At 56.9% G+C, this 22,766-nt stretch carries 21 protein-coding genes; 4 read left to right on the plus strand and 17 right to left on the minus strand.

Going from position 1 to position 22,766, the window contains the following annotated elements:
- Positions 1-2: 2 nt before the first annotated feature.
- The 5 genes from KVT28_RS07410 to aroL all read right to left on the minus strand — a co-directional run bounded on the left by KVT28_RS07410 (position 3) and on the right by aroL (position 4,634).
- A complete protein-coding gene (locus KVT28_RS07410) occupies positions 3-935 on the minus strand; it encodes a DUF1177 domain-containing protein (protein ID WP_110867768.1) in 933 nt (310 codons plus the stop codon).
- A 15-nt stretch (positions 936-950) separates the two neighbouring features.
- Entirely contained in the window at positions 951-2,510 is a 1,560-nt protein-coding gene (locus KVT28_RS07415; protein ID WP_110867769.1) for an OPT/YSL family transporter, read from the minus strand.
- 189 nt (positions 2,511-2,699) lie between these two features.
- On the minus strand, positions 2,700-3,452 hold the full coding sequence (locus KVT28_RS07420) for an IclR family transcriptional regulator (RefSeq protein ID WP_101762470.1): 753 nt from the start codon (positions 3,450-3,452) through the stop codon (positions 2,700-2,702).
- Between the two features lie 357 nt (positions 3,453-3,809).
- Positions 3,810-4,001 (minus strand): YaiA family protein, encoded by a 192-nt coding sequence (locus KVT28_RS07425; protein ID WP_101762471.1) that lies wholly within the window; start codon positions 3,999-4,001, stop codon positions 3,810-3,812.
- Between the two features lie 108 nt (positions 4,002-4,109).
- Positions 4,110-4,634 carry a shikimate kinase AroL gene (gene aroL, locus KVT28_RS07430; protein ID WP_101762472.1) on the minus strand — a complete coding sequence of 175 codons (525 nt, stop codon included), beginning with the start codon at positions 4,632-4,634 and terminating at the stop codon, positions 4,110-4,112.
- 283 nt (positions 4,635-4,917) lie between these two features.
- Between aroL and KVT28_RS07435 the strand changes: the two genes are divergently transcribed.
- Positions 4,918-5,610 carry a DUF2076 domain-containing protein gene (locus KVT28_RS07435; protein WP_217547419.1) on the plus strand — a complete coding sequence of 231 codons (693 nt, stop codon included), beginning with the start codon at positions 4,918-4,920 and terminating at the stop codon, positions 5,608-5,610.
- On the opposite strand, the gene KVT28_RS07440 is transcribed toward KVT28_RS07435, so the two are convergent.
- Complete coding sequence (locus KVT28_RS07440; RefSeq protein ID WP_008106050.1) at positions 5,611-6,054, minus strand: YaiI/YqxD family protein; 444 nt, start codon at positions 6,052-6,054, stop codon at positions 5,611-5,613.
- A 147-nt stretch (positions 6,055-6,201) separates the two neighbouring features.
- On the opposite strand from KVT28_RS07440, the gene proC reads away from it, so the two are divergent.
- Positions 6,202-7,014 carry a pyrroline-5-carboxylate reductase gene (gene proC, locus KVT28_RS07445; RefSeq protein ID WP_137386850.1) on the plus strand — a complete coding sequence of 271 codons (813 nt, stop codon included), beginning with the start codon at positions 6,202-6,204 and terminating at the stop codon, positions 7,012-7,014.
- Positions 7,015-7,155: 141 nt separating this feature from the next.
- Here the strand turns inward: proC and KVT28_RS07450 are convergent, their stop codons facing one another.
- From KVT28_RS07450 to KVT28_RS07480, 7 genes are all read right to left on the minus strand, one after another.
- Positions 7,156-8,685 carry an FAD-dependent oxidoreductase gene (locus KVT28_RS07450; RefSeq protein WP_217547422.1) on the minus strand — a complete coding sequence of 510 codons (1,530 nt, stop codon included), beginning with the start codon at positions 8,683-8,685 and terminating at the stop codon, positions 7,156-7,158.
- 125 nt (positions 8,686-8,810) lie between these two features.
- Entirely contained in the window at positions 8,811-9,980 is a 1,170-nt protein-coding gene (locus KVT28_RS07455; RefSeq protein ID WP_217547424.1) for an N-acetylglucosamine-6-phosphate deacetylase, read from the minus strand.
- Positions 9,973-10,746: a 6-phosphogluconolactonase gene (locus KVT28_RS07460; protein ID WP_217547427.1), complete on the minus strand. Its 774-nt coding sequence runs from the start codon at positions 10,744-10,746 to the stop codon at positions 9,973-9,975. The genes KVT28_RS07455 and KVT28_RS07460 overlap by 8 nt, the downstream gene beginning before the upstream one ends.
- Before the next feature lies 1 nt (position 10,747).
- Positions 10,748-12,271, minus strand: coding sequence for a sodium:solute symporter family protein (locus KVT28_RS07465; RefSeq protein WP_217547429.1), 1,524 nt, complete (start codon positions 12,269-12,271; stop codon positions 10,748-10,750).
- A gap of 287 nt (positions 12,272-12,558) precedes the next feature.
- Positions 12,559-12,861 carry a PsiF family protein gene (locus tag KVT28_RS07470; RefSeq protein ID WP_101762479.1) on the minus strand — a complete coding sequence of 101 codons (303 nt, stop codon included), beginning with the start codon at positions 12,859-12,861 and terminating at the stop codon, positions 12,559-12,561.
- 102 nt (positions 12,862-12,963) lie between these two features.
- Positions 12,964-13,218 (minus strand): anti-adapter protein IraP, encoded by a 255-nt coding sequence (gene iraP, locus KVT28_RS07475; RefSeq protein ID WP_101762480.1) that lies wholly within the window; start codon positions 13,216-13,218, stop codon positions 12,964-12,966.
- A 313-nt stretch (positions 13,219-13,531) separates the two neighbouring features.
- On the minus strand, positions 13,532-13,672 hold the full coding sequence (locus KVT28_RS07480) for a hypothetical protein (protein ID WP_217547431.1): 141 nt from the start codon (positions 13,670-13,672) through the stop codon (positions 13,532-13,534).
- Between the two features lie 253 nt (positions 13,673-13,925).
- Here KVT28_RS07480 and KVT28_RS07485 point away from each other — a divergent pair, with 253 nt between their 5' ends.
- A complete protein-coding gene (locus KVT28_RS07485; RefSeq protein WP_217547434.1) occupies positions 13,926-17,006 on the plus strand; it encodes a beta-galactosidase in 3,081 nt (1,026 codons plus the stop codon).
- Here the strand turns inward: KVT28_RS07485 and KVT28_RS07490 are convergent.
- Positions 16,945-18,249 (minus strand): multidrug efflux MFS transporter, encoded by a 1,305-nt coding sequence (locus KVT28_RS07490; RefSeq protein WP_217547436.1) that lies wholly within the window; start codon positions 18,247-18,249, stop codon positions 16,945-16,947. The two genes, KVT28_RS07485 and KVT28_RS07490, sit on opposite strands and share 62 nt — an antisense overlap.
- 392 nt (positions 18,250-18,641) lie before the next feature.
- On the opposite strand from KVT28_RS07490, the gene KVT28_RS07495 reads away from it, so the two are divergent.
- Positions 18,642-18,893, plus strand: coding sequence for a biofilm development regulator YmgB/AriR family protein (locus KVT28_RS07495; protein ID WP_101762483.1), 252 nt, complete (start codon positions 18,642-18,644; stop codon positions 18,891-18,893).
- 12 nt (positions 18,894-18,905) lie between these two features.
- Here KVT28_RS07495 and KVT28_RS07500 read toward each other — a convergent pair whose 3' ends face one another.
- The 3 genes from KVT28_RS07500 to KVT28_RS07510 all read right to left on the minus strand — a co-directional run bounded on the left by KVT28_RS07500 (position 18,906) and on the right by KVT28_RS07510 (position 22,630).
- Positions 18,906-19,223: a hypothetical protein gene (locus KVT28_RS07500; protein WP_101762484.1), complete on the minus strand. Its 318-nt coding sequence runs from the start codon at positions 19,221-19,223 to the stop codon at positions 18,906-18,908.
- Between the two features lie 171 nt (positions 19,224-19,394).
- Positions 19,395-19,694, minus strand: coding sequence for an I78 family peptidase inhibitor (locus KVT28_RS07505; RefSeq protein WP_101762485.1), 300 nt, complete (start codon positions 19,692-19,694; stop codon positions 19,395-19,397).
- 347 nt (positions 19,695-20,041) lie between these two features.
- A complete protein-coding gene (locus tag KVT28_RS07510) occupies positions 20,042-22,630 on the minus strand; it encodes an EAL domain-containing protein (RefSeq protein WP_217547438.1) in 2,589 nt (862 codons plus the stop codon).
- Positions 22,631-22,766 lie beyond the last annotated feature (136 nt).

Raw genomic sequence — 22,766 nt, forward strand, 5'->3', positions numbered from 1 at the left:
CATCAGGCTTTCCGGGTGCGCAGATGGCTGAGACTACCATACAAAGAGAGCAGCAGCGCGTACTCTTGTGGGTCGTAGAAGTGACAGGTTTCACGCCCGAACTCTTTCGCCACTTCGACCGCAAACTTCACGGCTAAAGCGATATCCACTTCGTGGCTGGCGCCGGTGCCGCAGCCCGGCACCACCGATTCGGCACAGATCGCCACGCCGACCACCGGCACATCCGTCGCGGTGGAAGGTTGCAAAATACTGTTGAGGTGATAAACCCCGTTGCCGTATGGCGTGATGTCCTGCGTGGTGATCGGGAAGGTAACCGCCGGTTTGCCGCTGGTCATCTCCATGATGCGCAACAGATCTTCTGATACGCGCAGGATGTAGCCCTCTTTCACCGTCGGCGACAGCGCGTAGCCTTTGTGATTGAGGATGCGGTTACCTTTGGTGGTATCGATCGACAGAATCGCATCAACGCCAGCGATCACTTCGTTGTCATTCATGGTGATGTCGTCGCACGGCGAATCCATGAAATCGACTGGCTCGTGCGGACGGGTTGGCGCATCCGGGCAGATGTGGGTGGTGATAATCACATCACCGGCCAGCACGTCGCCTTTGGTCTGCATCTGCGCCAGCTTCAACGCGCTGCTCACCGCCGCGACGGCGCCATCGGCATCCGATACCATACCAATGCGCGTTGGACGCGCACCAATACCGCCGAGACGGCCAATGATGCCGAGTGTTGGCGCACTGCCGCCGTTGCTTTTGCCCTGCGCACCGGGGATATCGATGCGGACGAAATCGGTCCGCCCTTTTGGCCCGCTAACGCGTTTCGTGCTGGCGGTGACGCCCGGATAGGCCGCGAACAGATCGACCACCTGTTGGCCATCAATGTAAGCGCTATCGAGTAACTCAAAGACCTGCAGTGTCTGCTGTAAACTCATCATGAATTTCCTGGATTATTTTTTGCTGCCGCTGGCAAAAAGTGAATGGAAGAAGCTGTAGAGCGCGTCGCCCGCGATAAATCCGGCGGCCATCACCTCCATCGGTGAACGTCCACGCTCGCCCCACACGCGCAGGATGATAATGCGCAGCGCGATGCCCACCATCACCGCCCAACCTGCCGCGGCGTTGTTGATTAACAAGCCGGTCGCCAGCAGGACGCCAAGCTGACGTTTTGGTCCGCCGATCAACTGAATAATCGCGCCCGGAATCGCCCACATCAGCAGGTTGCCGGCTATCCCCGGTTCGGCGCCGGCCTGAATGGTTTTGGCATAGACGCGCGCCACCGGCGGCAGCAGATTCTCGGCAAAGAAAATGGTGTGCGCGTACCACACCACGGGAATACAGATCACAAAGGCAATCATCGCGGCGATCAGCTGGATACGGCGACCCCACAGCTCTTGCTGCACATCGGCACCGTTACCGCGCAGGATAAAGCCGGCTTTCAGGTCATAACCCATATCGGCAAACGCCGGACCGGTAGCGGCGGTAAAGCCACACAGCAGGCACAACGCCAACGGCGGGAAGCCGAGCAGAATACCGAGAATCAGGGTAATCAGCGCCACCGCAAAGGCCGGGAACCAGCCAGAGTGCATGGCGGCGATACCAACAATCAATTCATGCACGAAGGCAGCAAAGGCGGCGTAAAGGATAAACAGCACCAGCATCGGCAGGCCCATCTGGCTCCACAGACCGCCCGCCAGCGCCAGCAGCGTGGAGATGACGATGTAACCGACGGTGCCGAAACCCAGCGAACGTTTGACTTCGCTGTCGCTACGGCTGACGTTGACCTGATCATTGCGGCGGCTGCGAATCACCTGCACCACCTGAATTAACGCCACCAAACCGGCACCGACCATCACGCCGTGCGGAATATAGAGTGCGTTGATATCAATGCCAGCAACCGGTTGCGCGTAGGCGCGCAGCAGGAAACCCATACCGAGCATGCTGAGCGCCCAGATATTACCGATAAACGCGGTACCAAATGCCGACATCGGGATCTTCAGCATCGAACCCACGATGCCGCCAACAATCCCCACCACCAGCAGCCAAGCCTGACGACCGCCTTTGTCACCGGCTTTGATCGCTTCGGCTGCCGCCACGCCCGGCGGCCACGCATTGCTGGCCGGGAAGACGCGGGTATCAAATAGACGATAGAGTAAATAAGCATCGAGCAGCATCGCCGCGCTGACGCCTACAAACAGCGGCAGCACCAGCTGCGGCTCACCCAGCGCCCACGGCACCGCAATCGGCATCAACAGGCTGTTGGCCGCACCGAAGGTGGCCGAGGAGATGGCGGTTTGCGCGAGGTTTTGTACTTCAATGGAGCGATAGCGACGAAACCATTGCAGCGGAATACGCGCCAGCAGCATGGCAAAAAGTGCGCCGATAATAGAGGTATTGGGTGTTACCCCAATGGTGGTAATAAGCTGAACCCCAATGATGGCGCCGGCAACGGACAGCAGAACCAGCATTAAGGCAACGCCAACGCTTTTTATTGGATTATTTTGACGCATGAGATCCCCGTATTTTCACCCTGTAGAAAACGCTTTAATTCGAAGTGCCCGACACGCGGGACATCAACGTTTTTATATTAATCGTTCCCTGATTATTGAAATAAGCTGGTCCGAAGACCTGCTATTTCCCTGGTGTGGCGCGAATAAACGCCTTCAAAACTAAAATAGGGTTTCCTGTTTTGGACAGGATTATGCGCCGTATTTTTCGGCCATCAGTGCAGCCGTTGCGCGTAGTTCGCTGAGCAGCCTCTCCGGATATCCGGGCGCCGCTTCTTGCGATAAAAACGAGAGACAGAGCGCGGCACTTTCACCGCGATGTTTATTGGTTACCGCGACCGCCAGCGAACTGATGCCCGGCAGCGTCTCATTGCGCGCCAGTGCCCAGCCTTGCTGGCGAATTACCGCTAACTCTTTGCATAACGCATCGACGCTCAGCGGCGAGTTCATCGAAGCCGCCTGCCAGTTGCTGGCAAAACGTTCGCGAACCTCGTCATCACTGAGCTGCGCCAGTAGCACGCGTCCGGTCGAAGTGCCGGTTAATGAAACGCGCGAGCCCGGCGGCGTCACCAACTGGGTGAAGAAGCGGCCGTGATACATGCGCATCACCAGCACATCGTCGCCATCCAACACCGAGATATAACCCATGCAACCGCTGCTGGCCGCCAGGCGCGCCATCGGCGCCGACGCGCTATCCACTAGCGGCGTCGACAGATAGTGACCCGCCACCGACAGCAGCACGCGACCAATCTGGAAGCAGCGACTTTCAGTGTCACGCTCAAGTAAGCCTTCACTCTCCATGGTCGCTAACAGGCGCGAGACCGTGCTTTTCGGCATGCCTAACGCATCCACCACCTCGGTAAAGGTCAAGCCGGGATGGCCCTGCGTCACGCCAAAGCGCTGAAACAGCTTCAGTACAGCGGAGGCATTTTCGAGTGTGGTCATGGCGTTGGTTTCACTATATGGAACACAGTTCCTCTTTCAATAACCAGAAAGTAAAGCGCGACGCTTTGACGGTCAAGCGCAAATTTTAAGCCGGACGTTTCTGAGGGAATTTAAGGCAGAATAAAATACGGCGTGAAGTGGGAAATAAATGACGTAATCAGGTGAGTTAAATATTCCGCAGGAAAGTGTGTAACTTTTTTGGAATATTGCAGTTTTTCGGCTGAATTATTTACCCTATAGAGTTCAAGTTGCAGGGAGGCGGCAAATGGGTGAATCCCCCAGGAGCTTACTTAGGTAAGTGACTGGGGTGAACACATGCAGCCAACGCACCTGCAGCTTGAAATATGACGGGTAAACTTAATCTTTTTCAGCGTCTTCGTAGCGCTCTTTGGCATCTTGCGCTTCGGTTTCGCTTTTGTGTTCGCTTATTAATGTATCGGGTTTGGGATGGTCGGCACGCAATTCATACCAGGTGACGGTTTGATCCGCCGAACCTTTTTCAACGGCGACAATACGCGCGACGCGCGGATAGGGTGGTTTCGTTGGCATTGTTTTCCCTCTTCTATCAGTTGTCCACAGACAGCGGTGATCCTCTGCCTAACGCTAAGTATAGACAACTGAGGATCGCTGCAAAGAAACAGAGAGAAATCTGAGGGTTTAGCTGGCGCGCGCTAAAGAGAGCGATTGCAGAATTTGCTCTACTACGCGATCGGGCGATTGCATCGCGTTGACTTCATGATGCGCGGTTTGGCGATACAAATGAGCACGCTCACGCAAAATATCGCCCATCTCTTCGGCAATCGGGCGGCCGGTTAAGGTGGGACGCTGCGCGGCTTCCGGCTGATGTTCCAGACGATCGGCCAGCACGTCTGCAGGCGCGTTCAGCCAAATCACCTGGCCGTGTTCGCGCATAAAGCGACAATTCACTTCCGCCAACACCATGCCGCCGCCGGTGGCGATGACCGTATTCGGAGCGGTGACCGCGCGCAGCGATTCGGTTTCGCGGGCGCGGAAGCTATCCCACCCTTCAGATGCCACAATCTCCGCCACGCTGCGTTGCGTAGTGAGTTGCAAATAGTGATCGGTATCGTTGAAGACATAGCCCAGCGCTTGCGACAGCGCCTGGCCAACCGTGGTTTTACCGCAACCGCGTGCGCCGATCAGATAGATGGGTAATGACATCCGGGCTCATCCTCCGCCGTAATGTGCCGCACGGGCAACGTCATCAGGTCAATAATGCGTCGCATAATACCTGGATTTTATTTTATCAGCCACCCGCGAGGCACGATTTACGCGTATTTCAGTCACATCCTAAGCTAGTCGTTTGATTAAGCTGCAAAAAACAATGCATGAATCGTGCATCGGGCCAAATGTAACAGCGGCCAACATTTCCTTACCAGGCCGCTGATTTACTTTCTTCGGTCGCGCCCTCATATATGAGGCATACCTTAACGGAGGGTTCCCCATGCAAAGCGAAGAACAACAACTTATTGAAAACCTGTTCAGCCGACTGAAACAGGCTGAGACGCAAAGCGGCCCGCGTGATGCTGGCGCAGAGCAGTTAATCAAACAGCATTTACAGAATCAGCCCGGCGCGCCTTACTACATGTCACAGGCGATCCTGATTCAGGAAGCGGCGCTGAAAAAGCTTAATGCGCAGGTTACGGATCTGGAAAATCGTCTGGCGCAGGCGCAGCAGCAACAGGCACCGCAGCAGAGCAGCGGCGGTTTTCTTTCCAGCCTGTTTGGTGGCGGATCGCGCCCGGCGGCGCAACATCAGCAAGCGTGGGGGAATCCACCGCCGCAGCCACAACAGCAATATGCGCCACCACAGCAGCAATCTGCTGCGCCTGCGGCACGCGGCACCGGCTTCCTCGGCGGCGCATTGCAGACGGCCGTTGGCGTGGCGGGCGGCGTGGTGATGGCGGATATGCTGACCAGCATGTTCCACCATTCGCAGCCGGAAGAGATCGTTAACATCATCAACGAACCGGCGCTGCCGCAGGTCGATAACAGCCTCGACACCTTTAACGGCAACGACAGCAACAATGCGTTCCTGAATGATAACTCGGGCTGGGATAACAACCTGGCGGACAATAATGATTTCGGTGACTTTGGCAGCGGCGGCGACTTTGACGACGATGATAGCTTCGTCTGATCAGCGCTGACGTAACCACTTATCTAGTTCATTGGCGAACAGTTGGCGGTCGCGTTGGCTTAAGGTCGACGGGCCGCCACTCTGAATCCCGCTGGCGCGCATCGTTTCCATAAAGTCACGCATGGTTAAGCGCTGACGAATGGTGTCTGTCGAATAACGCTCTCCGCGCGGATTCAGCGCCGCAGCGCCCTTCTCCAGTACTTCTGCCGCCAGCGGAATATCGCCGGTGATCACCAGCTCGCCGGGCTGCACCCGTTTCACAATCTCGTTATCCGCCACGTCAAACCCGGCAGCAACCTGCAGCGTTTTCAGCCACGGCGACGGCGGCACGCGCAGCGGTTGGTTGGCGACAAAGGTCACGGTAACTTTGGTGCGCTCAGCCGCGCGGTACAGCACTTCTTTGATGACATTGGGACAGGCATCGGCATCAACCCAAATCGACATGATGACTCCTTTTTCACAGACAATGAGGCTGATCTTGCCGTGCTACGGCAGAATGGCAACTGTTTTTGCTGGCCGCCCGCCTTGTTATTAATCCTCGCTGACGTAAGCTTACCCCCACAGAAAATGAACCACTTAGAGGATAAAGCGATGCTGGAGAAGAAAATCGGGTTTGTCGGCTGCGGCAATATGGCGAAAGCCATCATTAGCGGACTGGTCAACAGCGGGCAGATCGCCCCCGCCAATATCTGGGTGTTCGACCGTAAGCCCGCCACCAATCAGGCGATGGCGCAGCAATATGGCGTCACCGCCGCAGACAGCGTGGAAAGTCTGGCGCGCGAAGTGGATATCCTGTTTGGCGCGGTGAAACCCAATGTGATTCTCAAAGTACTGAAAGATCTTGCCGGCCAGCTGAAGAAAGATGTGCTGGTGGTCTCGATCGCCGCAGGCGTGACGCTGGATTCTCTGGCATCGGTGCTCGGCCACGATCGCAAAATCATCCGTGTGATGCCCAACACGCCATCGCTGGTCAACGAAGGTATGACCTCGGTGACGCCAAACGTGCTGGTGGAAGCGCATGAAGTGGATGAAGTGGTGGGGATTTTTGAAAGCTTCGGCAAAGCGGCGGTGGTAAATGAATACCTGATTCACGCGGTGGTTGGCGTGAGCGGCTCAGCGCCAGCCTATGTGTTTATGTTTATCGAAGCGATGGCCGATGCGGCGGTGCTCGGCGGCATGCCGCGTGCGCAGGCATATCAGTTTGCGGCGCAGGCGGTCAAAGGCTCGGCGCAGATGGTGCTGGAAACCGGCAAGCATCCCGGCGAGCTGAAAGATATGGTGTGCTCGCCAGGCGGCACCACCATCGAAGCGGTGAAAGTGCTGGAAGAGAAAGGCTTCCGCGCCGCGGTGATGAATGCGATGCAGCAGTGTATGGCGAAGTCAGAGGCGTTGAGTAAGCAGTGATCGGTGCGCTTTGCCCCTCACCCTAACCCTCTCCCGCAAGCGGGAGAGGGAACGGATCGAGCATGTGGCGAACTCGCGCATGCGGGAGAGGGGTCCGATCGGGCATGTGGCTGCGTCTCCCTCTTCCTGTAGGAGAGGGCATCAGGCCGCTGCGTACGCCTCATACAGCGCAATACCCTGCGCCAGCGTCATGGGCTGCTGCATCTCCTGCACCAGCGCTGCCGTCAGCGTATATAACCCGGCAGAACACACCGCCGCAATCATCCCCTCCTGACAATAGAAAGCGATAAACTGCTTATTCTGTAGCGATCCCAGCAGCCGGTAATCGTCCCACTCTTCCGCATGCCCCAGATACTCATAGCGGGTACCGTAATGCGCGGTCCAGAAGAACGGCACGCGGTCATACAGGATCTTTTTCCCTAACATATTCAGCGCCGCGATGCGCCCTTGCTGGTGCGCCACGCGATAGTGCTCAATGCGTTGTGGGCCCTGCACCGACGGATAACTGGCGATATCACCGGCCACCCAGATGTTATCGGCCACGCGCAGCTGGCTGTCGGTAAGCAAGCTGCCATCGTCCTCCAGCGGCAGGTCGTGGATGAATGAGGTCGCCGGCACCACGCCCGTGCCAAACAGCACCAGGCTGGCATCAACTTTTTTGCCACTCTTCAGGCGCACGGCAGTGACTTTGCCCTCGCCTTCCAGCGCCATGGGATCGCCTTCGACAAACTTCACGCCGTTGCTGCGATGCAGATCGTAAAAGTGGCGGCCAATCTCTTCGCCAAACTGTTTAGCAAACGGCAGCGGCTGGCGCGCAATCACCGTGACATCAACATCACGATTACGCAGCGAACCTGCCATCTCCATGCCGATAAAGCTGTTGCCGATAATCACCAGCTGCTCGGTTTTATCCACCTCTTTGAGTAACTCATCGGCTTGATTAAGCGATCGCAGCAGATGCACGCCATCGAGATCTTTACCCGGTATATCGAGCGGTTGCGGCACGCCGCCGCTGGCAATGAGCAGTTGGTCAAACTTCACTTGCTGACCGCCTTTAAGGATCAGCGTTTGCTCAAGCGCTTTGAGCTGCTCGACATCGCCCTGAATCCGCTCCACCGTGCCCAGCACATCCTGCTGCAGCAGCTTAGGTACATCCTCAATCGCCATTTTGCCGGACGGCACGAATTTGCTCAGTGCTGTGCGATCGTAAGGTGCGGCCGATTCCCGCTCGATCAACACAATATGCCCTTTAAAACCTTCATCGCGCAGCGTCCAGATCGCCGCACTCCCCGCCGCGCCCGAACCGAGAATCACGCATACCGGTGACTCGCCTTGTGCGGAGGGCGCACTGGCGGGCGACATCGCCTGCGGACTGACCAGCACTTTGCCTTGTTCGATGCGCACCGGATAACGCTTGAGATTCGCCAGCGCCAGCGGCTCGCACATCTGCCCATCCTGCAGCTGAAACACCGCTTTGTGCCACGGACAGATCAGCTTGTCGCCACACACCGCGCCCTGCTCTAACGGCGCCCCGGCGTGCGGGCATTTGGCCTGAAACGCCTGCACCCGCTCATCGTCACGAATCAGTACCACATCGGTGTCGCCGACGGTAAATTTGGTGGGTTTGCGCTGTGCCAGCGACTTGAGTTCCACGACAGTTTGATAGCTCACGTTAGGCCTCCTTTCTTGTGGTTTTTGAGGTAATCAGCAAATCCCTACAAAGAGTAAGCCTGGCAAAGCATGGTGATTTGTCCGCATCGACAACGCGCTACGGTAGGTAAGTTATTGTTTATTCGCTAAAGATAATCTTCACCATCCCGCCACACGACAGCGCCTTGCTTCACACAGCCGCGTAAAGCCACGCCGCCGTCCGCCTGAGCAGCCAGCAGCAGCACATCGGCGGGTGCGCCGCAGGCCAAACCTTGTTGCTGCGGCAGATTGAGCTGCCGCGCCGGACGAACAGACGCCATCTCAATCGCCGGCGCCAGCGTCGCCAGCTGATGGCGCAGCAGGAAGTTCACGCCCTCCAGCAAACCACGCGCCGATCCCGCCAGCAGCTGCGGCGCATCGGCGATGCTCAGGCGTCCGCTAGCGCTAAGCTGCACGCGGCCGCCAATCGCGGTGTCGTAGATGCCCGGCGGCTGCCCAGCGAACGAGGTGACGTCACTGACCAGCAGCGCCTGCTCGCCTTTGGCACGCAGGAACACTTTCAACACGTCCGCCGGCAGGTGATCGCCATCGGCAATCAACGTGGCCGTCAGCGCATCTTCCGCCAGCTGCTGCCAGATGTAATTGGGATGACGCGGCAGTTGCAGATGCGCGCCGTTGCCGAGATGGGTGGAGAGCGTGGCGCCCGCGTCAACCGCCGCGTTAATTTGCGCTGGCGTGGCGGACGTATGCCCAATGGCGACGCGCACCTGCTGCGCCACACAATGTTTGATCAGCGCATCGCTGTGCGGCCATTCCGGCGACAGCGTGAGCAGGCGAATATGCTGCTGCGCGGCTTGCTGCCAGCTGTCGAACAGCGCAATATCCGGTGCGCGAATCGCCTCGCGCGGATGCGCACCGCGCGGCCCATCTTCAGGCGACAAAAAAGGTCCTTCCAGATGAAACCCCGGAACGGCGCGTGCCACGTCAGGATGATGCTGGCGGGCGCTGGCGAGTCGCTGCATCGCCTGCGCAATTTCCTCCGGCATGGCGGTGATCACCGTTGGCAGAAAGCTGGTGACGCCCTGCTGCCACAGCGCGCACGTGGCGTTTAGCACATCCTCTTCGCTAAAAGGAAAGTGGTTGAAATCGACGCCCTGAAAGCCGTTGACCTGCAGATCGACCAAGCCCGGCGCGAGGATGATCTCCTCTTCCAGTTTATTCAGCGCGCGCACATCACTGATGGTGCCGTACTCAATCTCCAGCTCAATCGGTTGCAGCGTGCGGTAATCGCGACCGCGCAAAATGAGGTTAGTCAAAGGTCACCTCCGGGCAGGCATCGCTGTCGGTATAGAGCGTGCAATCGGCATGCTGGCGCAGACACGTCGCCGGACACGCGGTGGAGATCGCATCCTCAAGCGTTGCGCGCACCGCCGCGCGTTTGCTCGCACCCGGCACCATGCAGAACAGCCGCGCACCACTCATCAAGGCGGGAATCGTTAGCGTTACGGCATGCGTCGGTACCGCCTCGACAGTGGCGAAACAGCCATCGTTGACCTGCTGCTGGCGGCAGGCATTATCCAGCTGCACCACCTTAACGGAGAAAGGATCGTTGAAGTCGGCCACCGGCGGATCGTTGAAGGCTAAATGGCCGTTCTCGCCAATGCCAAGGCACACCGCATCAATTGACGCGGCGGTAAGTTTTGCCGCGTAATCCGCACAGATCGCGGCAGGATCGCCGCAAGATGGGATCAAGTGAACTTCGCCAGGCTGCACCACATCAAACAGCTTCTGGCGTAAAAAGTGGCTGAAACGCTGCGGCGCATCCGTCTCCAGCCCGATGTACTCGTCCATATGGAAAGCGTGAATACGCGACCAGTCGATATCCGCGGCCGCAACCAGCGCGTCGAGAAACTCGTTTTGCGAGGGCGCGGCGGCAAACACCATGCGCACCACATGCTGTTCACTCAGCCGTTGACGCAGAAACGCGGCCACATCCTGCGCAGCAGCAGCACCTAATGCCGCGCGGCTGGCGAAGCGTTTGATCCGTAAGCGATCTCGGGTTCCCTGTTGTAATAGCGTCATGTTATCCCTCCTGAGAGACGTTGCTTTTATGCGCCCAGCGCTGTGCGGCAGGCGCATCCTGATCCTGATTGAGTGCGTTCAGCAGTTGATCTACTTCCGGGCGCACCGGCGCGCGGCGTAACCAGCCCATCACCACAAACAGCACCAGCGAGGACATCACCGGCGCAGCCACCACGGTGGCGGTGCTGACATCGGTAAAGACAAATTTCACGCAGAAGAAAGTGCCGACGCCGATCGCCCAACTCACCAGCGCGGCGGCGCTGCCGCTGCGACGAAATGCCGGCAGCAAACCCAGCAGCATAGGAATGGAGATCGGGCCGACTAAGCCGCCAAACCAGATGATCAGCAGCGACAGCACGCCGCCGAAGTGGCTGGCGTTCATGGCAATCACCAGCATGGTGATAATGAAGATAAAAGCGGTGAGCCGCGCCACCAGCAGCGAGCTTTTACCGCGCTGAAAGTGTTTCGGCAGCATGCCGGGCAGGATATCGCGCGTCACCACCGCCGTAATGGCGTTGGCATCCGACGAGGTCATCGACAGCGTGTGAGTAAACATCGCCACCAGCACCAAACCCACTAGACCATTCGGCAGCAGCTCCATCGCCATCATCGAATAAGAGCGCGACGGATCGCTGAGATTGGGAAACAGCAGCGGCGCTGCCCACATCGGCCAGAACAGAATCAGCGGCCAGATGAGATAGAGCGCGGCGGAGAGGCGCGCCGCTTTGCGTGCATCGCGGCCGGCGGGCGCGGCTATAAAGCGCTGCGCCAGATTCCAGGTGCCGCCGTTGTAGCTCAGCGTGTAGATGACGAAATAGGCGAGAATAAAGCCGATGCTGTAAGGCTCCTGAATGATCTGGGTGTGGGTTGGCGGCAAACGCTGCCAGATGGTGAACAGCTCAGCAAAGCCGCCGAGGTGCACCGCCACCGCGACCACCATCACAATCGCGGCGACAAACTGCACCACGAACTGGCCGAAGTCGTTGCAGGCATCCGCCCACAATCCGCCCATCACGGTGTAAAACAAACTCAGCGCGCCAGATACACAGATGCCAATCAGCGGATCGAGTCCGGTGAAGACGTTGATGATCACCGCAATTGCCGCCCACTTCGCGCCGACGTCAAAAGTTTTCAGCAGCACCCCGCTCCACGCCAGCACCATTTGCGTTGGCAGGTTGTAGCGCGTGGCGAGATATTCCATCGGCGATTCGATGTTCATATAGATACGCAAGCGCGCCCAGCGCGGCGCAAACAGGCGTGAACCTATCAACACCGCGATCGCGATGGGAAACGCCCACCAAAAATAGATGGTGATGCCCATGTTGTAAGCCACCGCCGCATAGGCGACAAACACCGCCGCGCTGTATCCTGACATATGATGCGACACGCCCGACAGCCACCACGGCATTTTGCCGCCAGCCGCAAAGAAATCACGCGTGCTGCCCACCTTGCGCATCGCCCACAAGGTTATAGCCACAATCATCAGCGCATAAAGCGCCATCACAGCATAATCAAGCACATTCATAGCAGACTCCACAGGTAAAGGCTGCCCAACGAACGCTCTGGCTTCGCGGGGATTGAGCGGATGGAATAATTAGTCATCATTTAGGACTAAAGCATCCTGGCAGCGTTATCGGTGCGGTTTTGTGATGAGGATCCTGATATGAGTTTTTCCTCTGACGTGATAAGTAAAATTGAATATGTCTGCGCCGCAGCTTACAGCAATAAAAAAAGGGTTCACGCTAAACATGAACCCTTATTCCTTTTCACGCATGAGTGATTTAAAAACGGCGACGATTATCGCTAATTAAATCAGCTTTTCTTCAGGCACGAACTCATAAACGTTTTACGTGCATCGCCGGTGAGCTTTTTATCGCTCGCATCAGCATTACAGGTTTTCATCTTCATTTGTTGCGGCGTCATACTGCCTATTTTGCTGTCTTTTTTCAGACAGTCACTCATAAAGCTTTTACGCGCATCGCCTTTCAGATTTTGTGTACCGGCGCTCTGGTTACACTGGGTCATTTTTTCCTGCTGTGCGGTTTTCTCTGCCGCACTCGCTCCGCCTGCAATCAGCAAGCCTGCTGTCATTATTGCTAAAAGACACGATTTCATTACCGGATTCTCCGTAGCATTATTGCTCTCTAAGCATGGCACGGAATAAGCAAATACGAGAAATCGATAATGACAATTGCCTGCAAAAACAGGCGATAGCCATTATACGCGCGGATGATGCAGCAACTTCTCTACGTAATTACGCAGCATGGTGGTATCGGGCGTTTCAGCCGCAGGAGCGACGGGCGGCATGGCTAATTTAATAGCGGCCTCAATGTCGTGGAATTGATCGGGATTCAGTTTGCGCAGCATCGCGGTTAACACGATTTCTAATGCCTCAACCTGAGCCACTAATTCTTTAGACTCTTCTTCTTTTTCAGCCAGCTTTAGAAGGAGTTCCGCAATCAGGTTTTTCATGCGACAAGCTCAACGAGAGAAGAAAAACAGACGTTAGCATTGCGCTGAATAAAACAACAAGGATTTTTAAGCCGTTTTAGAGAAAAAACAGCCAAACGGCAAAATAAAAAAACCGGCTAGATTTCAATAGTTAATAGCGAAACGTTTCACTGGACGTTCAAAGATTTATTGAAACGTTTCGCTCACCTATGCCCTGAATAATTCGAGGTGCAGGAAGGCGGCAAGTGCAATCATCCTCAGGAGCTTACTTCAGTAAGTGACTGAAGGTGAATGCACGCAGCCAACGCACCTGCAGCCTGAATTATGATGGGTATTAATGCGGCCCCGTAAAGCCGCGTCCCGGACCGCCACCATGGCCGCCGCCCCAACCGCCGCCACCCGGAGGTGGGAAAATACAACCGCTCAGCGCGGTGACCAATGCCACAACTGCGGCCATTTTAATCATACGGACCATAATTACCTCGGAATGGTGAAATCGGGCTGAGTGTATGAGGCCACATCGGGCACGACAATACAGAATTCTCCGCAACCCGGCGCTATTCATCTCTGCTCACCACGCTTAACAATTTACTGGCACTAAAGCGGCAAAAACATTGCACGGCTGGCATAAATTGCTGCCAACGCGCTGCGCAAAATCGTGGTTGATCGCTTTACAGCCGGTGCGATTTCACGCAATGTGAGCGCATTACAATAAATGAGATCTCATCATGAGCTTATCTGCTGTCTCCCTGAGTGAAATTCTGGCGCGCCGTGACTGGGAAAATCCGGTGATCACCAGCCTTAATCGACTGGATGCGCATCCGCCGTTTGCCAGCTGGCGCGACGAAATCAGCGCGCGCGATGACCGCCCTTCACCTTCGCGCCAGCTATTGAACGGCCAATGGAGCTTCAGCTACTTCACGCAGCCGGAAGCGGTACCGCAAAGCTGGCTGCTGCAGGATTTGCCTGGCGCCGATGCGCTGCCGGTGCCCGCAAACTGGCAGCTGCACGGCTTTGACGCGCCAATTTATACCAACGTGCAGTATCCGATTCCGGTCACGCCGCCTTTGGTGCCGCAACAGAATCCTACTGGATGCTACTCGCTCACATTCAAAGTGGATGCTAGTTGGCTGCAACAGGGCCAGACGCGCATTATCTTTGATGGCGTAAATTCGGCCTTCTTCCTGTGGTGTAACGGCCAGTGGATCGGCTATTCGCAGGACAGCCGCCTGCCCGCCGAGTTTGATCTCACTCACGCTTTGCAACCCGGCCAGAACCGCTTAGCCGTGATGGTGCTGCGCTGGTGCGATGGCAGCTATCTGGAAGATCAGGATATGTGGCGCATGAGCGGCATCTTCCGTGATGTCAGCTTGCTGCATAAGCCGGAGATGCAGTTGGCCGATGTGCAGATTGAAACCGTGCTGAGCCCGGAATACCTGCGCGGCGATCTGCGTGTCAGCGTCAAGATCCACGCCGGCGATCGTCAGCCCGCGCAGTGCCGTCTGCGCGTCAGTTTGTGGCGCTGCGACAGCTGCATTGGCGAGCAGGAACAGGCCCTCGGCAGTGCGATTATCGACGAGCGCGGACATTATCCCGAACGCGCTTTGCTGATTTTGCCGGTCAACCAGCCGCAGCTGTGGAGCGCCGAAACGCCGCATCTCTATCGCGCGGTGGTGACGCTGCTGGATGAAAACGGTGCCGTGCTCGAAGCCGAAGCTTACGACGTCGGTTTCCGTCGCGTCAGCATTGAACAGGGCCAATTGTGTCTCAACGGCAAGCCGCTGCTGATTCGTGGTGTGAACCGCCATGAACATCACCCGGAAAACGGTCAGGTGGTGGATGAAGCCAGCATGCGCCGCGACATCGAGCTGATGAAGCGCCACAACTTTAACGCGGTACGCTGCGCGCACTATCCCAATCATCCGCTGTGGTATCGCCTGTGCGATCAATACGGTTTGTATGTGGTGGATGAGGCGAATATCGAAACGCACGGTATGCAGCCCATGAATCGCCTCTCCAGCGATCCGCGCTGGTTCGCCGCCTACAGCGAGCGCGTCACGCGCATGGTTCAGCGTGACCGCAATCATGCCTGCATTATTATCTGGTCGCTGGGCAACGAATCAGGTCACGGCAGCACGCACGATGCGCTCTATCAATGGGTGAAAAGCAGCGATCCGACGCGTCCGGTGCAGTACGAAGGCGGCGGCGCCAACACCGCCGCCACCGATATCGTCTGCCCGATGTACGCGCGCGTCGATCAGGATCAGCCTTTTCCGGCGGTGCCAAAGTGGTCGCTGAAAAAGTGGATTGGTTTGCCGGGCGAGACGCGGCCATTGATTCTGTGTGAATACGCCCACGCGATGGGCAACAGCTTTGGCGGTTTCGCGAAATACTGGCAAGCCTTCCGCCAGTTCCCGCGCTTGCAGGGCGGCTTCGTCTGGGATTGGGTCGATCAAAGCCTGACGCGCTACGACGACAACGGTGAAGCCTGGCAAGCCTACGGCGGAGATTTTGGCGATACGCCGAACGATCGCCAGTTCTGCATGAACGGGCTGGTTTTTGCCGACCGCTCACCGCATCCGGCGCTGTTTGAAGCCCAGCGCGCGCAGCAGTACTTCCAGTTTCAGCGGGACGCTAACGAGCCGTATCGCTTTACCGTCAGCAGCGAATATCTGTTCCGCCGCAGCGATAACGAAGTGCTGCGCTGGTCAATCGAGCAGGATGGCGTTGCCATCGCCAGCGGTGAATTGCCGCTCGATCTCGCCGCTCAAGGCAGCCAGACCTTTACGCTGCCCGCCAGTGAAGATTTGCAGGGCAACGCGTGGCTGAATCTGGCGGTGCATCAAATCAACGCCACGCCGTGGTCCGAAGCGGATGCGCGCGTCGCCTGGGATCAGTGGCCGTTGCCCGCTGCGCTGCCGGTGCGCGTTGTGGAGATCGGTGCCACCGCGCCGGAACTGATTGCCAATCACGATCTGGTGGCGGTAGTTGTGTCGCAGCAGCGCTGGCACTTCTCGCGCCGCAGCGGCGAGCTGGTGCAATGGTTTGTCGATGATGAAGAAACGCTGCTCACGCCGCTGCAGGAGTGCTTTATTCGTGCGCCGATTGATAACGATATCGGCACCAGCGAAGCTGCCAATGTTGATCCCAATGCGTGGGTCGAGCGCTGGAAACGTGCGGGCTACGATGAGTTGCAAGCGGTGCTGGTGGATATGCAGGTCGATAGCCTGAAACACAGCGTGCTGATTGAAACCTGGCATCAGTGGCTGGCCAACGGTCAGCTGGCTTTCACCAGCCACAAACGCTATCAAATTAATGCTAACGGTGAGTTGTCCATTAGCGTCAATGTGGAACAGGCGCCCGGTCTGCCGGCGCCGGCACGCATCGGGCTGCGCTGCCAACTGGCGAAGTCGCCGCAGCAGGTGAGCTGGCTCGGTTTGGGCCCGCACGAGAACTATCCGGATCGCCAACTGGCGGCGCAGTTCTCGCGCTGGCAGCTGCCACTGGCAGCGCTCAGCACCGCGTATGTGTTCCCCGGTGAAAATGGTTTGCGCTGTGGCACGCGTCAGTTACAGAGCAATGGCTTGCAGGTGAGCGGCGACTTCGCCTTTTCGCTCAGTCGCTTCAGCCTTGAACAGCTGCGTGCCACCTCGCATCGCCACTTATTGCAGCAAGAGGATGGGTGCTGGCTGCACCTCGATGGCTTCCACATGGGCGTCGGCGGTGATGATTCATGGAGCCCAAGCGTTAGCCCGGAGTTTTTGCTTTCTCAGCAGCGCTGGCACTACGCGCTGACGTTGCGTCAGTAGGTTTTTCTGCGGTTTCACGCTGGCTCAAAGGTGGAGTCAGCGTGGTTTTCGGCCGACGATAGAAGCGGCGCAGGAAGATCACGTTAACCATCACCACCATCGCCGTGGCGAAGAACACCCAGCGATAGCCGGTTGCCGCCGATACCGCCGCGCCCAGCAGCGGACCCGCCACGTTACCCAGATACATAAAAGATTGGTTGTAGCCGAAAATGCGCCCGGTGACGTTATCGCGTGAATGCCGCACCAGCAGCGTTTGCACCGCCGGCATCATGGCACCATCGGCAAACCCCAACAGGAAACGCAACACGCCCAACTGCGTCGCGCTGGTGACGAACGACATCGCCACCAGCAGCAATAATGAAACCATCATAGTGGCGAGCAGAATGCGTTGCGTGCCAATACGATCGCCGAGTTTACCCAGCCGTGGCGCGGAGATCAGCGCCGATACGCCCGGCAGCGCGGCGATCACCCCGCTGAGAAACGCGATGTTCTGCGCATTCGGTGCCAGCTCGCGCACGAACAGCGTCAGGATGGGGTTCACCGAGCCGTTGCACATCTGAATCACCATGGTGGTGAAGAACAGGCAGATCATTAAGCGCGGATTATCGAGGGTGAGAAACACGTCGCGCCCGCTCAGCTTGTCCTGCTTGCTAGCCGGCGTATAACCGGTCTCTTTTATCAGAAATAAGGTGACGAGAAAGCTCACCATCAGCAGCACGGCGGTGACGATAAACACCATGCGTAAACCGAGCCAGTCCGCCAGCAAACCGCCAATCATCGGCCCGAGAATGACGCCGCTGATCTGCCCGGTGGAAACACAGCTGAGCGCCCAGCCGCTGCGTTCGCGCGGTACCTGCGCCGCCACCAGCGCCATCGCATTGGGAATGTAGCCGGACGTAAGGCCCATCAGCGCGCGCAGCAGTAACAGCTGCCACGCCTGAGTGACAAACGCCTGCAGCAGAATCACCGCGCCCATGCCGAAAGAGGCGCGCAACAGCATTAGCTTGCGCCCTTTACGGTCAGCAAGGCTGCCCCACAATGGCGCGACGGCGGCAGAAACAATGAAGGTGACGCTGAAGGTGAGTCCAGACCAGACGCTGAGCGCGTTACCGCCACGAATCCCGAGTTCTTCCACATACAGCGGCAGGAAGGGAATGATCTGACTGATAGCAAGGCCGGTAAAAAAGCAGCCAAACCAAACAGATATCAGATTAACTTTCCAGGACTCGATGGAGCGTAACATGGGCGTGGGCATCAGCAGAATGAAACGAGAGTTCAGTCTAACAATCTCATAACATTACCGGACGGCAAAACATGGCATGGGCGAAAAAACGCAGTTTTACACTGTCGAGCGTGATTTTGCTCACAGCAAATCATGTCTGAAAGCCGTTTTTTAGTGTCTTTATGTGCTGAAACCCTGCCTGCCGCAAGATAAGCGCATCGCAATGGCAGGCAAACGTGAAAAAATATGTCTACACGTTACTGACAATATTCCACACCGCATCTATGTTTAAAAAACCACCAGTTATCACTGGCGACGCGCTGTCTGTTCTGGACAGTCCGCATGATTAAACCCAATTTCCCCATGCTGCCATTATCCGGCGGTGGGCATCGTTGTCTCTGCGGAGGTCAGCTATGAGAACCCAGCCAAACAGCGCCAGTCGGGCGATTACCGACTACTTCAATAGCCCAGCCTGGCATGCACCGCATGAGAGCGACATGCTGGCGGCGATCATGCGCGAACTGATGGATGACGGACAGCCTGCCACCAGCAAAGCGATTATTGCGCGCGTGATTGATAAGCTGGAATTTGAAGGGGATGAACAGCAGCTGCAGAGCTACCGCAACTTACTGGCAAAACTGCTGGAATCGGGGCCGCAGAAATAGCGGCCCACGCCACTATTTTACCGCACGCAGATGGTCGGCTTCGCTGACAAATGCCTTGCCGCTTTGACGCTGGTACAGGCAGAGTTCGCGTCCGACCTGATTTTTCATGTGCTTTTGCGGATAGCGACCTTCCAGCAGCAGCGCATCAAAGCCCACGCTGTCATCATACTGAATCGGCTTACCCACCACTTTCGCTGTCTTCAGGCCGCTGGCCTTGAGACAGCTTTGCTGCATATTTTTGTCGTTCTGCTGCCATGCGGCTTCGCTCGACGCCTGCGCCAGCGGACTCAACAACAGCGTTAACAGCAGCAATTTTCCACGCGTTCTCATCATCACTCCTCCATCAGCCTTGCAGGCCGAAAGATAAAAAAATTCCCGCCGCAGCGGGAAGAAATAAGACGAACATTGCATATTCGAGAGTGACGAGGAAATCTCCGTAGTGCGCAGTTATCCTCGCCCGGCGCTGTGACAGCCAGATGACAATGCAATGTCGTTTTTTTGTTATCCGCAGTACACCCGGGAAATTTTACCGCTTTGATCCGCCGCGAAATTTATCCGACGCAGATTGAAATCCATCGTTACCGCTGAATTCCACGGAATAGCACGCACGGGCACCGCGAAGCGTTTGTTGTCGAGCGTCGATAATGGCTGACCAACGTAGTTTTGGTATTGCGATGCGCCGCACTGATCGGTTTCCGGATCGTGGCTGGCAGCCGCGCTGGCGTCAGGTTTGCTGGCTGACTGGCAAGCGGTCAGGGCAAAAAAGGCCGTTACCAGTAGCGCTTTTCCATAATGGGTCACAAGTTTCTCCTCCTGGATAAATAGACAACCGGTTTTTGAGAGTAGCAAAGCGTGACCGTGAAACGGAAATTTTTACAGCAGATTGGTCGCACTAATCAGCTCAAAAGGGCGATCTTCCTCTCAAAAGTTAGGATTAATCGCACGCACTGTCTAAAAATCAATCCGCCAGCCACTACAATTAACTAAGAATTTTCTTAGCGAGGAGGCAATGATGGAACTGGTAATTTTTGTTGGCTTCGCCGCTCTGATGACGTTTGTTGCGATCAGAGTGCGTTAAAAAGCCGCGCACATTTCGTAGCGGCGCGATTTATCACGCAATGCATTGCGCCGCTACAATGTGTGCAAAATCAATTGACGGTTTCCTCTTCCTGTAACCGCGCATTGAAGGCTGCCAGCGACATGGGTCGGCCAAGGACATATCCCTGCCCTTCTTCACACGACAGCGCTTTCAGCGCCTTTAGCTGTGCTTCGGTTTCAATCCCTTCAGCGGTAATGGTCAGCGCAAACGCGCGCGCCAGGCCGACAATCCCCGCCACCACCGATTGCGCCTGCTGCGATTCCGGGAACTCCTTCATCCATGAACGATCGATCTTCAAGCCGTTGAACGGGAAAGTTTTCAGATAGCCCAACGCCGCATAGCCGGTACCAAAATCATCCACCGTCAGCCGCACGCCGAGCGCGCGCAGGCCTTGCATGATCTCCAATGCGCGATCCGGATTCTCAAAAGTGACGTTTTCGGTGATCTCCAGCTCCAGCCGTGTGGCCGGTAATCCACTCACCTCCAGCGCATGCGCCACGCGCTGCACCAGATCGTTATTACGAAACTCCACCGGCGAAATATTCACAGAAACATAGCGCTGTTCGCCCCAGTCGCGGGCGTCCACGCATGCGCGCATCAGCACCCAATCACTGATCGCAGCGATCAGGCCGTTCTCTTCCGCTAACGGAATAAAGCGATCGGGTGTGATCCATTGATCGTCGGCTATCTGCCAGCGAATCAGCGCTTCAGCGCCAGCCAGCTGCCCGCTTTGCAGCTGATAGCGCGGCTGATAATGCAGCGTGAAGGCGTGATTGTGCAGCGCGCCCTCAATCGCCTGCACCATGTCGCGTTTTGACTGCAGATGGTTCGCCATATCGGTGGAGTACCAAACCCACCGATCGCGTCCGGCACTGCGCGCCTGAGCCAGCGCAATATCGGCCAGGCGTAACAGCGCTTCCGGCTGAGCCGCATCCTGCGGTGCTGATACGATGCCCATGCTGGCGGTGAGGCTGATTTGATGCGATCCGCTGATGATCGGTTGATGCACCATGCGCTGCAGCGCACGACAGCGATATTCCACACCCGCCCGCGTGCTTTCGCGCAGCAGCAAAATAAAGGCATCGCCGCCGAGCCGGGCCGCCAGTTCATTCGGCGCCAGCAAGCTTTTCAGCCGTGTCGAGATCTCATTCAGAACGTCATCACCGACCGCGTGGCCCCACGTATCGTTGATCGGTTTGAACTGATCGAGATCGAAACTGATGACAAACAGCGGATCATCCGCGCTGACGCACTCCAGATACGCGGTTAAATACTCCTGCAGCTGCATGCGGTTCGCGAGGCCGGTCAGCATGTCATGACGTGACAGAAACTGAATGCGCGCTTCGGCGTCCACTTCATGAGTGATATCCGACACCGTGCCGCGAAAACCCGAGCGCAAGCCGTTACGCCGAATGGCTTTCGCCATTAACTGCCCAATGCGGCGCTCGCCGTTGGCCGACATAAACTGGCAGCGCAGCGGCACAGGTTTCACCTCTTCGCCTTGACGCATCAGCCAGGAGACCAGCGAATGGCTGGGATGGCTCAGCAGTTGATCGAGCGGACGTCCAATCCAGCTTTTCACTTCATGGCCGGTCACCGCAGCAAAGCGCGACGAGAGATAACAGAGGCGGCCCTGTGCGTCAACTTCCCAAATCCAGTCCGACGCGGCTTCCGCCAGATCGCGAAAACGCTCTTCGCTGTTGGCCAACTCACGCTGACTGATCGCCAGCATTTCAAAGCGACGATCGGAGATCACCGCGTTGTGCAGTGCATGCCGCAGCACGCGACGCGTCACCAGCGCCACCGCCAGCGCGGTGAACAGCAGCAGCGGCATCATCAGCCACATCACACCGAAGCCGGGATTTTTCGGCTGCCAGCGCAGCACCAGGGGTTCGCCCTGCAGCACCGGCTCCACCAGCCGTGGCTCAAACCGCGCATCGTTTAGATCGCTGGCGATGCGCGGTTCAATCACATTCAGGGATGTGCCCAGCGCTTGCAGTTTTTGTGGCGTGAAAATGTTAACGAACACCATGACCGAAGCGGGGCCGGGCATCGTCGGCAAATCCTGTCCTTTGCCCGGCGTAATCGGTGCGGCCACGACGATCGCCGGGTTACTCTCCACCAGCGCATTGCCTGCAACGGCGTCATGCAGTGAGCGCGCCGCGCTTAGCAGTACGTTGCTTTGTGCGCCTAACAAGCTCTCAATCGAAGCATCTGATAATTCACCGTTAATCACCGCATAGCGGGTTTTCCCATTGCCATCTACCACGAACACGCCGTCGTAGTGATACTCCTTGTAAAGCCCCGGACCAAAGTTCTCTTCGTCCCACGCCCAAACCTTATTGACCGTCAGATGCAGGTTCTTCCAGCCTTCGCCCCAGTTAGCATAATCGCGCGCATCGACGAGCATCTGTTGCTGCTGTTGCTGCCACGCCTGACGCATCAGATTGGCATCTTGCTGGATTGAGTCGATGTTTTGTCGATGGGCGATAACTAACACCATCACCACAGAGAGAAGTAGCACGCCAAACAGCAGCGAGGATAAGGTGCGCAGACTGCGCCGCGTCAGCCTTACCGTATGTGCTTCCATATTGGTCCTGGCGGCCAGTGCCGTGTGCCGGTGAAACTCAGAATTCATGCGCATTGCTCGTAGAATACAGGCAGCAAAAAAAGGCGGATGACAACGCAGACTGCGCACATCTCCACCCTGTAAGGGTTTGATCGGTTATCGGCCCCGAGCGCCGCAGATTTAGTCTTGTTGGTGGAATATTTGA

The organism is Pantoea sp. GbtcB22, from assembly GCF_019091025.1.
Taxonomy (GTDB): Bacteria; Pseudomonadota; Gammaproteobacteria; order Enterobacterales; family Enterobacteriaceae; genus Pantoea; species Pantoea leporis.

Bases quoted from the DNA above. Each gene is read 5' to 3' on its own strand.
- KVT28_RS07410 (WP_110867768.1), bottom strand. From the start codon at position 935: ATGAGTTTACAGCAGACACTGCAGGTCTTTGAGTTACTCGATAGCGCT.
- KVT28_RS07415 (WP_110867769.1), bottom strand. From the start codon at position 2,510: ATGCGTCAAAATAATCCAATAAAAAGCGTTGGCGTTGCCTTAATGCTG.
- KVT28_RS07420 (WP_101762470.1), bottom strand. From the start codon at position 3,452: ATGACCACACTCGAAAATGCCTCCGCTGTACTGAAGCTGTTTCAGCGC.
- KVT28_RS07425 (WP_101762471.1), bottom strand. From the start codon at position 4,001: ATGCCAACGAAACCACCCTATCCGCGCGTCGCGCGTATTGTCGCCGTT.
- aroL (WP_101762472.1), bottom strand. From the start codon at position 4,634: ATGTCATTACCCATCTATCTGATCGGCGCACGCGGTTGCGGTAAAACC.
- KVT28_RS07435 (WP_217547419.1), top strand. From the start codon at position 4,918: ATGCAAAGCGAAGAACAACAACTTATTGAAAACCTGTTCAGCCGACTG.
- KVT28_RS07440 (WP_008106050.1), bottom strand. From the start codon at position 6,054: ATGTCGATTTGGGTTGATGCCGATGCCTGTCCCAATGTCATCAAAGAA.
- proC (WP_137386850.1), top strand. From the start codon at position 6,202: ATGCTGGAGAAGAAAATCGGGTTTGTCGGCTGCGGCAATATGGCGAAA.
- KVT28_RS07460 (WP_217547427.1), bottom strand. From the start codon at position 10,746: ATGACGCTATTACAACAGGGAACCCGAGATCGCTTACGGATCAAACGC.
- KVT28_RS07465 (WP_217547429.1), bottom strand. From the start codon at position 12,271: ATGAATGTGCTTGATTATGCTGTGATGGCGCTTTATGCGCTGATGATT.
- KVT28_RS07470 (WP_101762479.1), bottom strand. From the start codon at position 12,861: ATGAAATCGTGTCTTTTAGCAATAATGACAGCAGGCTTGCTGATTGCA.
- iraP (WP_101762480.1), bottom strand. From the start codon at position 13,218: ATGAAAAACCTGATTGCGGAACTCCTTCTAAAGCTGGCTGAAAAAGAA.
- KVT28_RS07480 (WP_217547431.1), bottom strand. From the start codon at position 13,672: ATGGTCCGTATGATTAAAATGGCCGCAGTTGTGGCATTGGTCACCGCG.
- KVT28_RS07485 (WP_217547434.1), top strand. From the start codon at position 13,926: ATGAGCTTATCTGCTGTCTCCCTGAGTGAAATTCTGGCGCGCCGTGAC.
- KVT28_RS07490 (WP_217547436.1), bottom strand. From the start codon at position 18,249: ATGTTACGCTCCATCGAGTCCTGGAAAGTTAATCTGATATCTGTTTGG.
- KVT28_RS07495 (WP_101762483.1), top strand. From the start codon at position 18,642: ATGAGAACCCAGCCAAACAGCGCCAGTCGGGCGATTACCGACTACTTC.
- KVT28_RS07500 (WP_101762484.1), bottom strand. From the start codon at position 19,223: ATGAGAACGCGTGGAAAATTGCTGCTGTTAACGCTGTTGTTGAGTCCG.
- KVT28_RS07510 (WP_217547438.1), bottom strand. From the start codon at position 22,630: ATGAATTCTGAGTTTCACCGGCACACGGCACTGGCCGCCAGGACCAAT.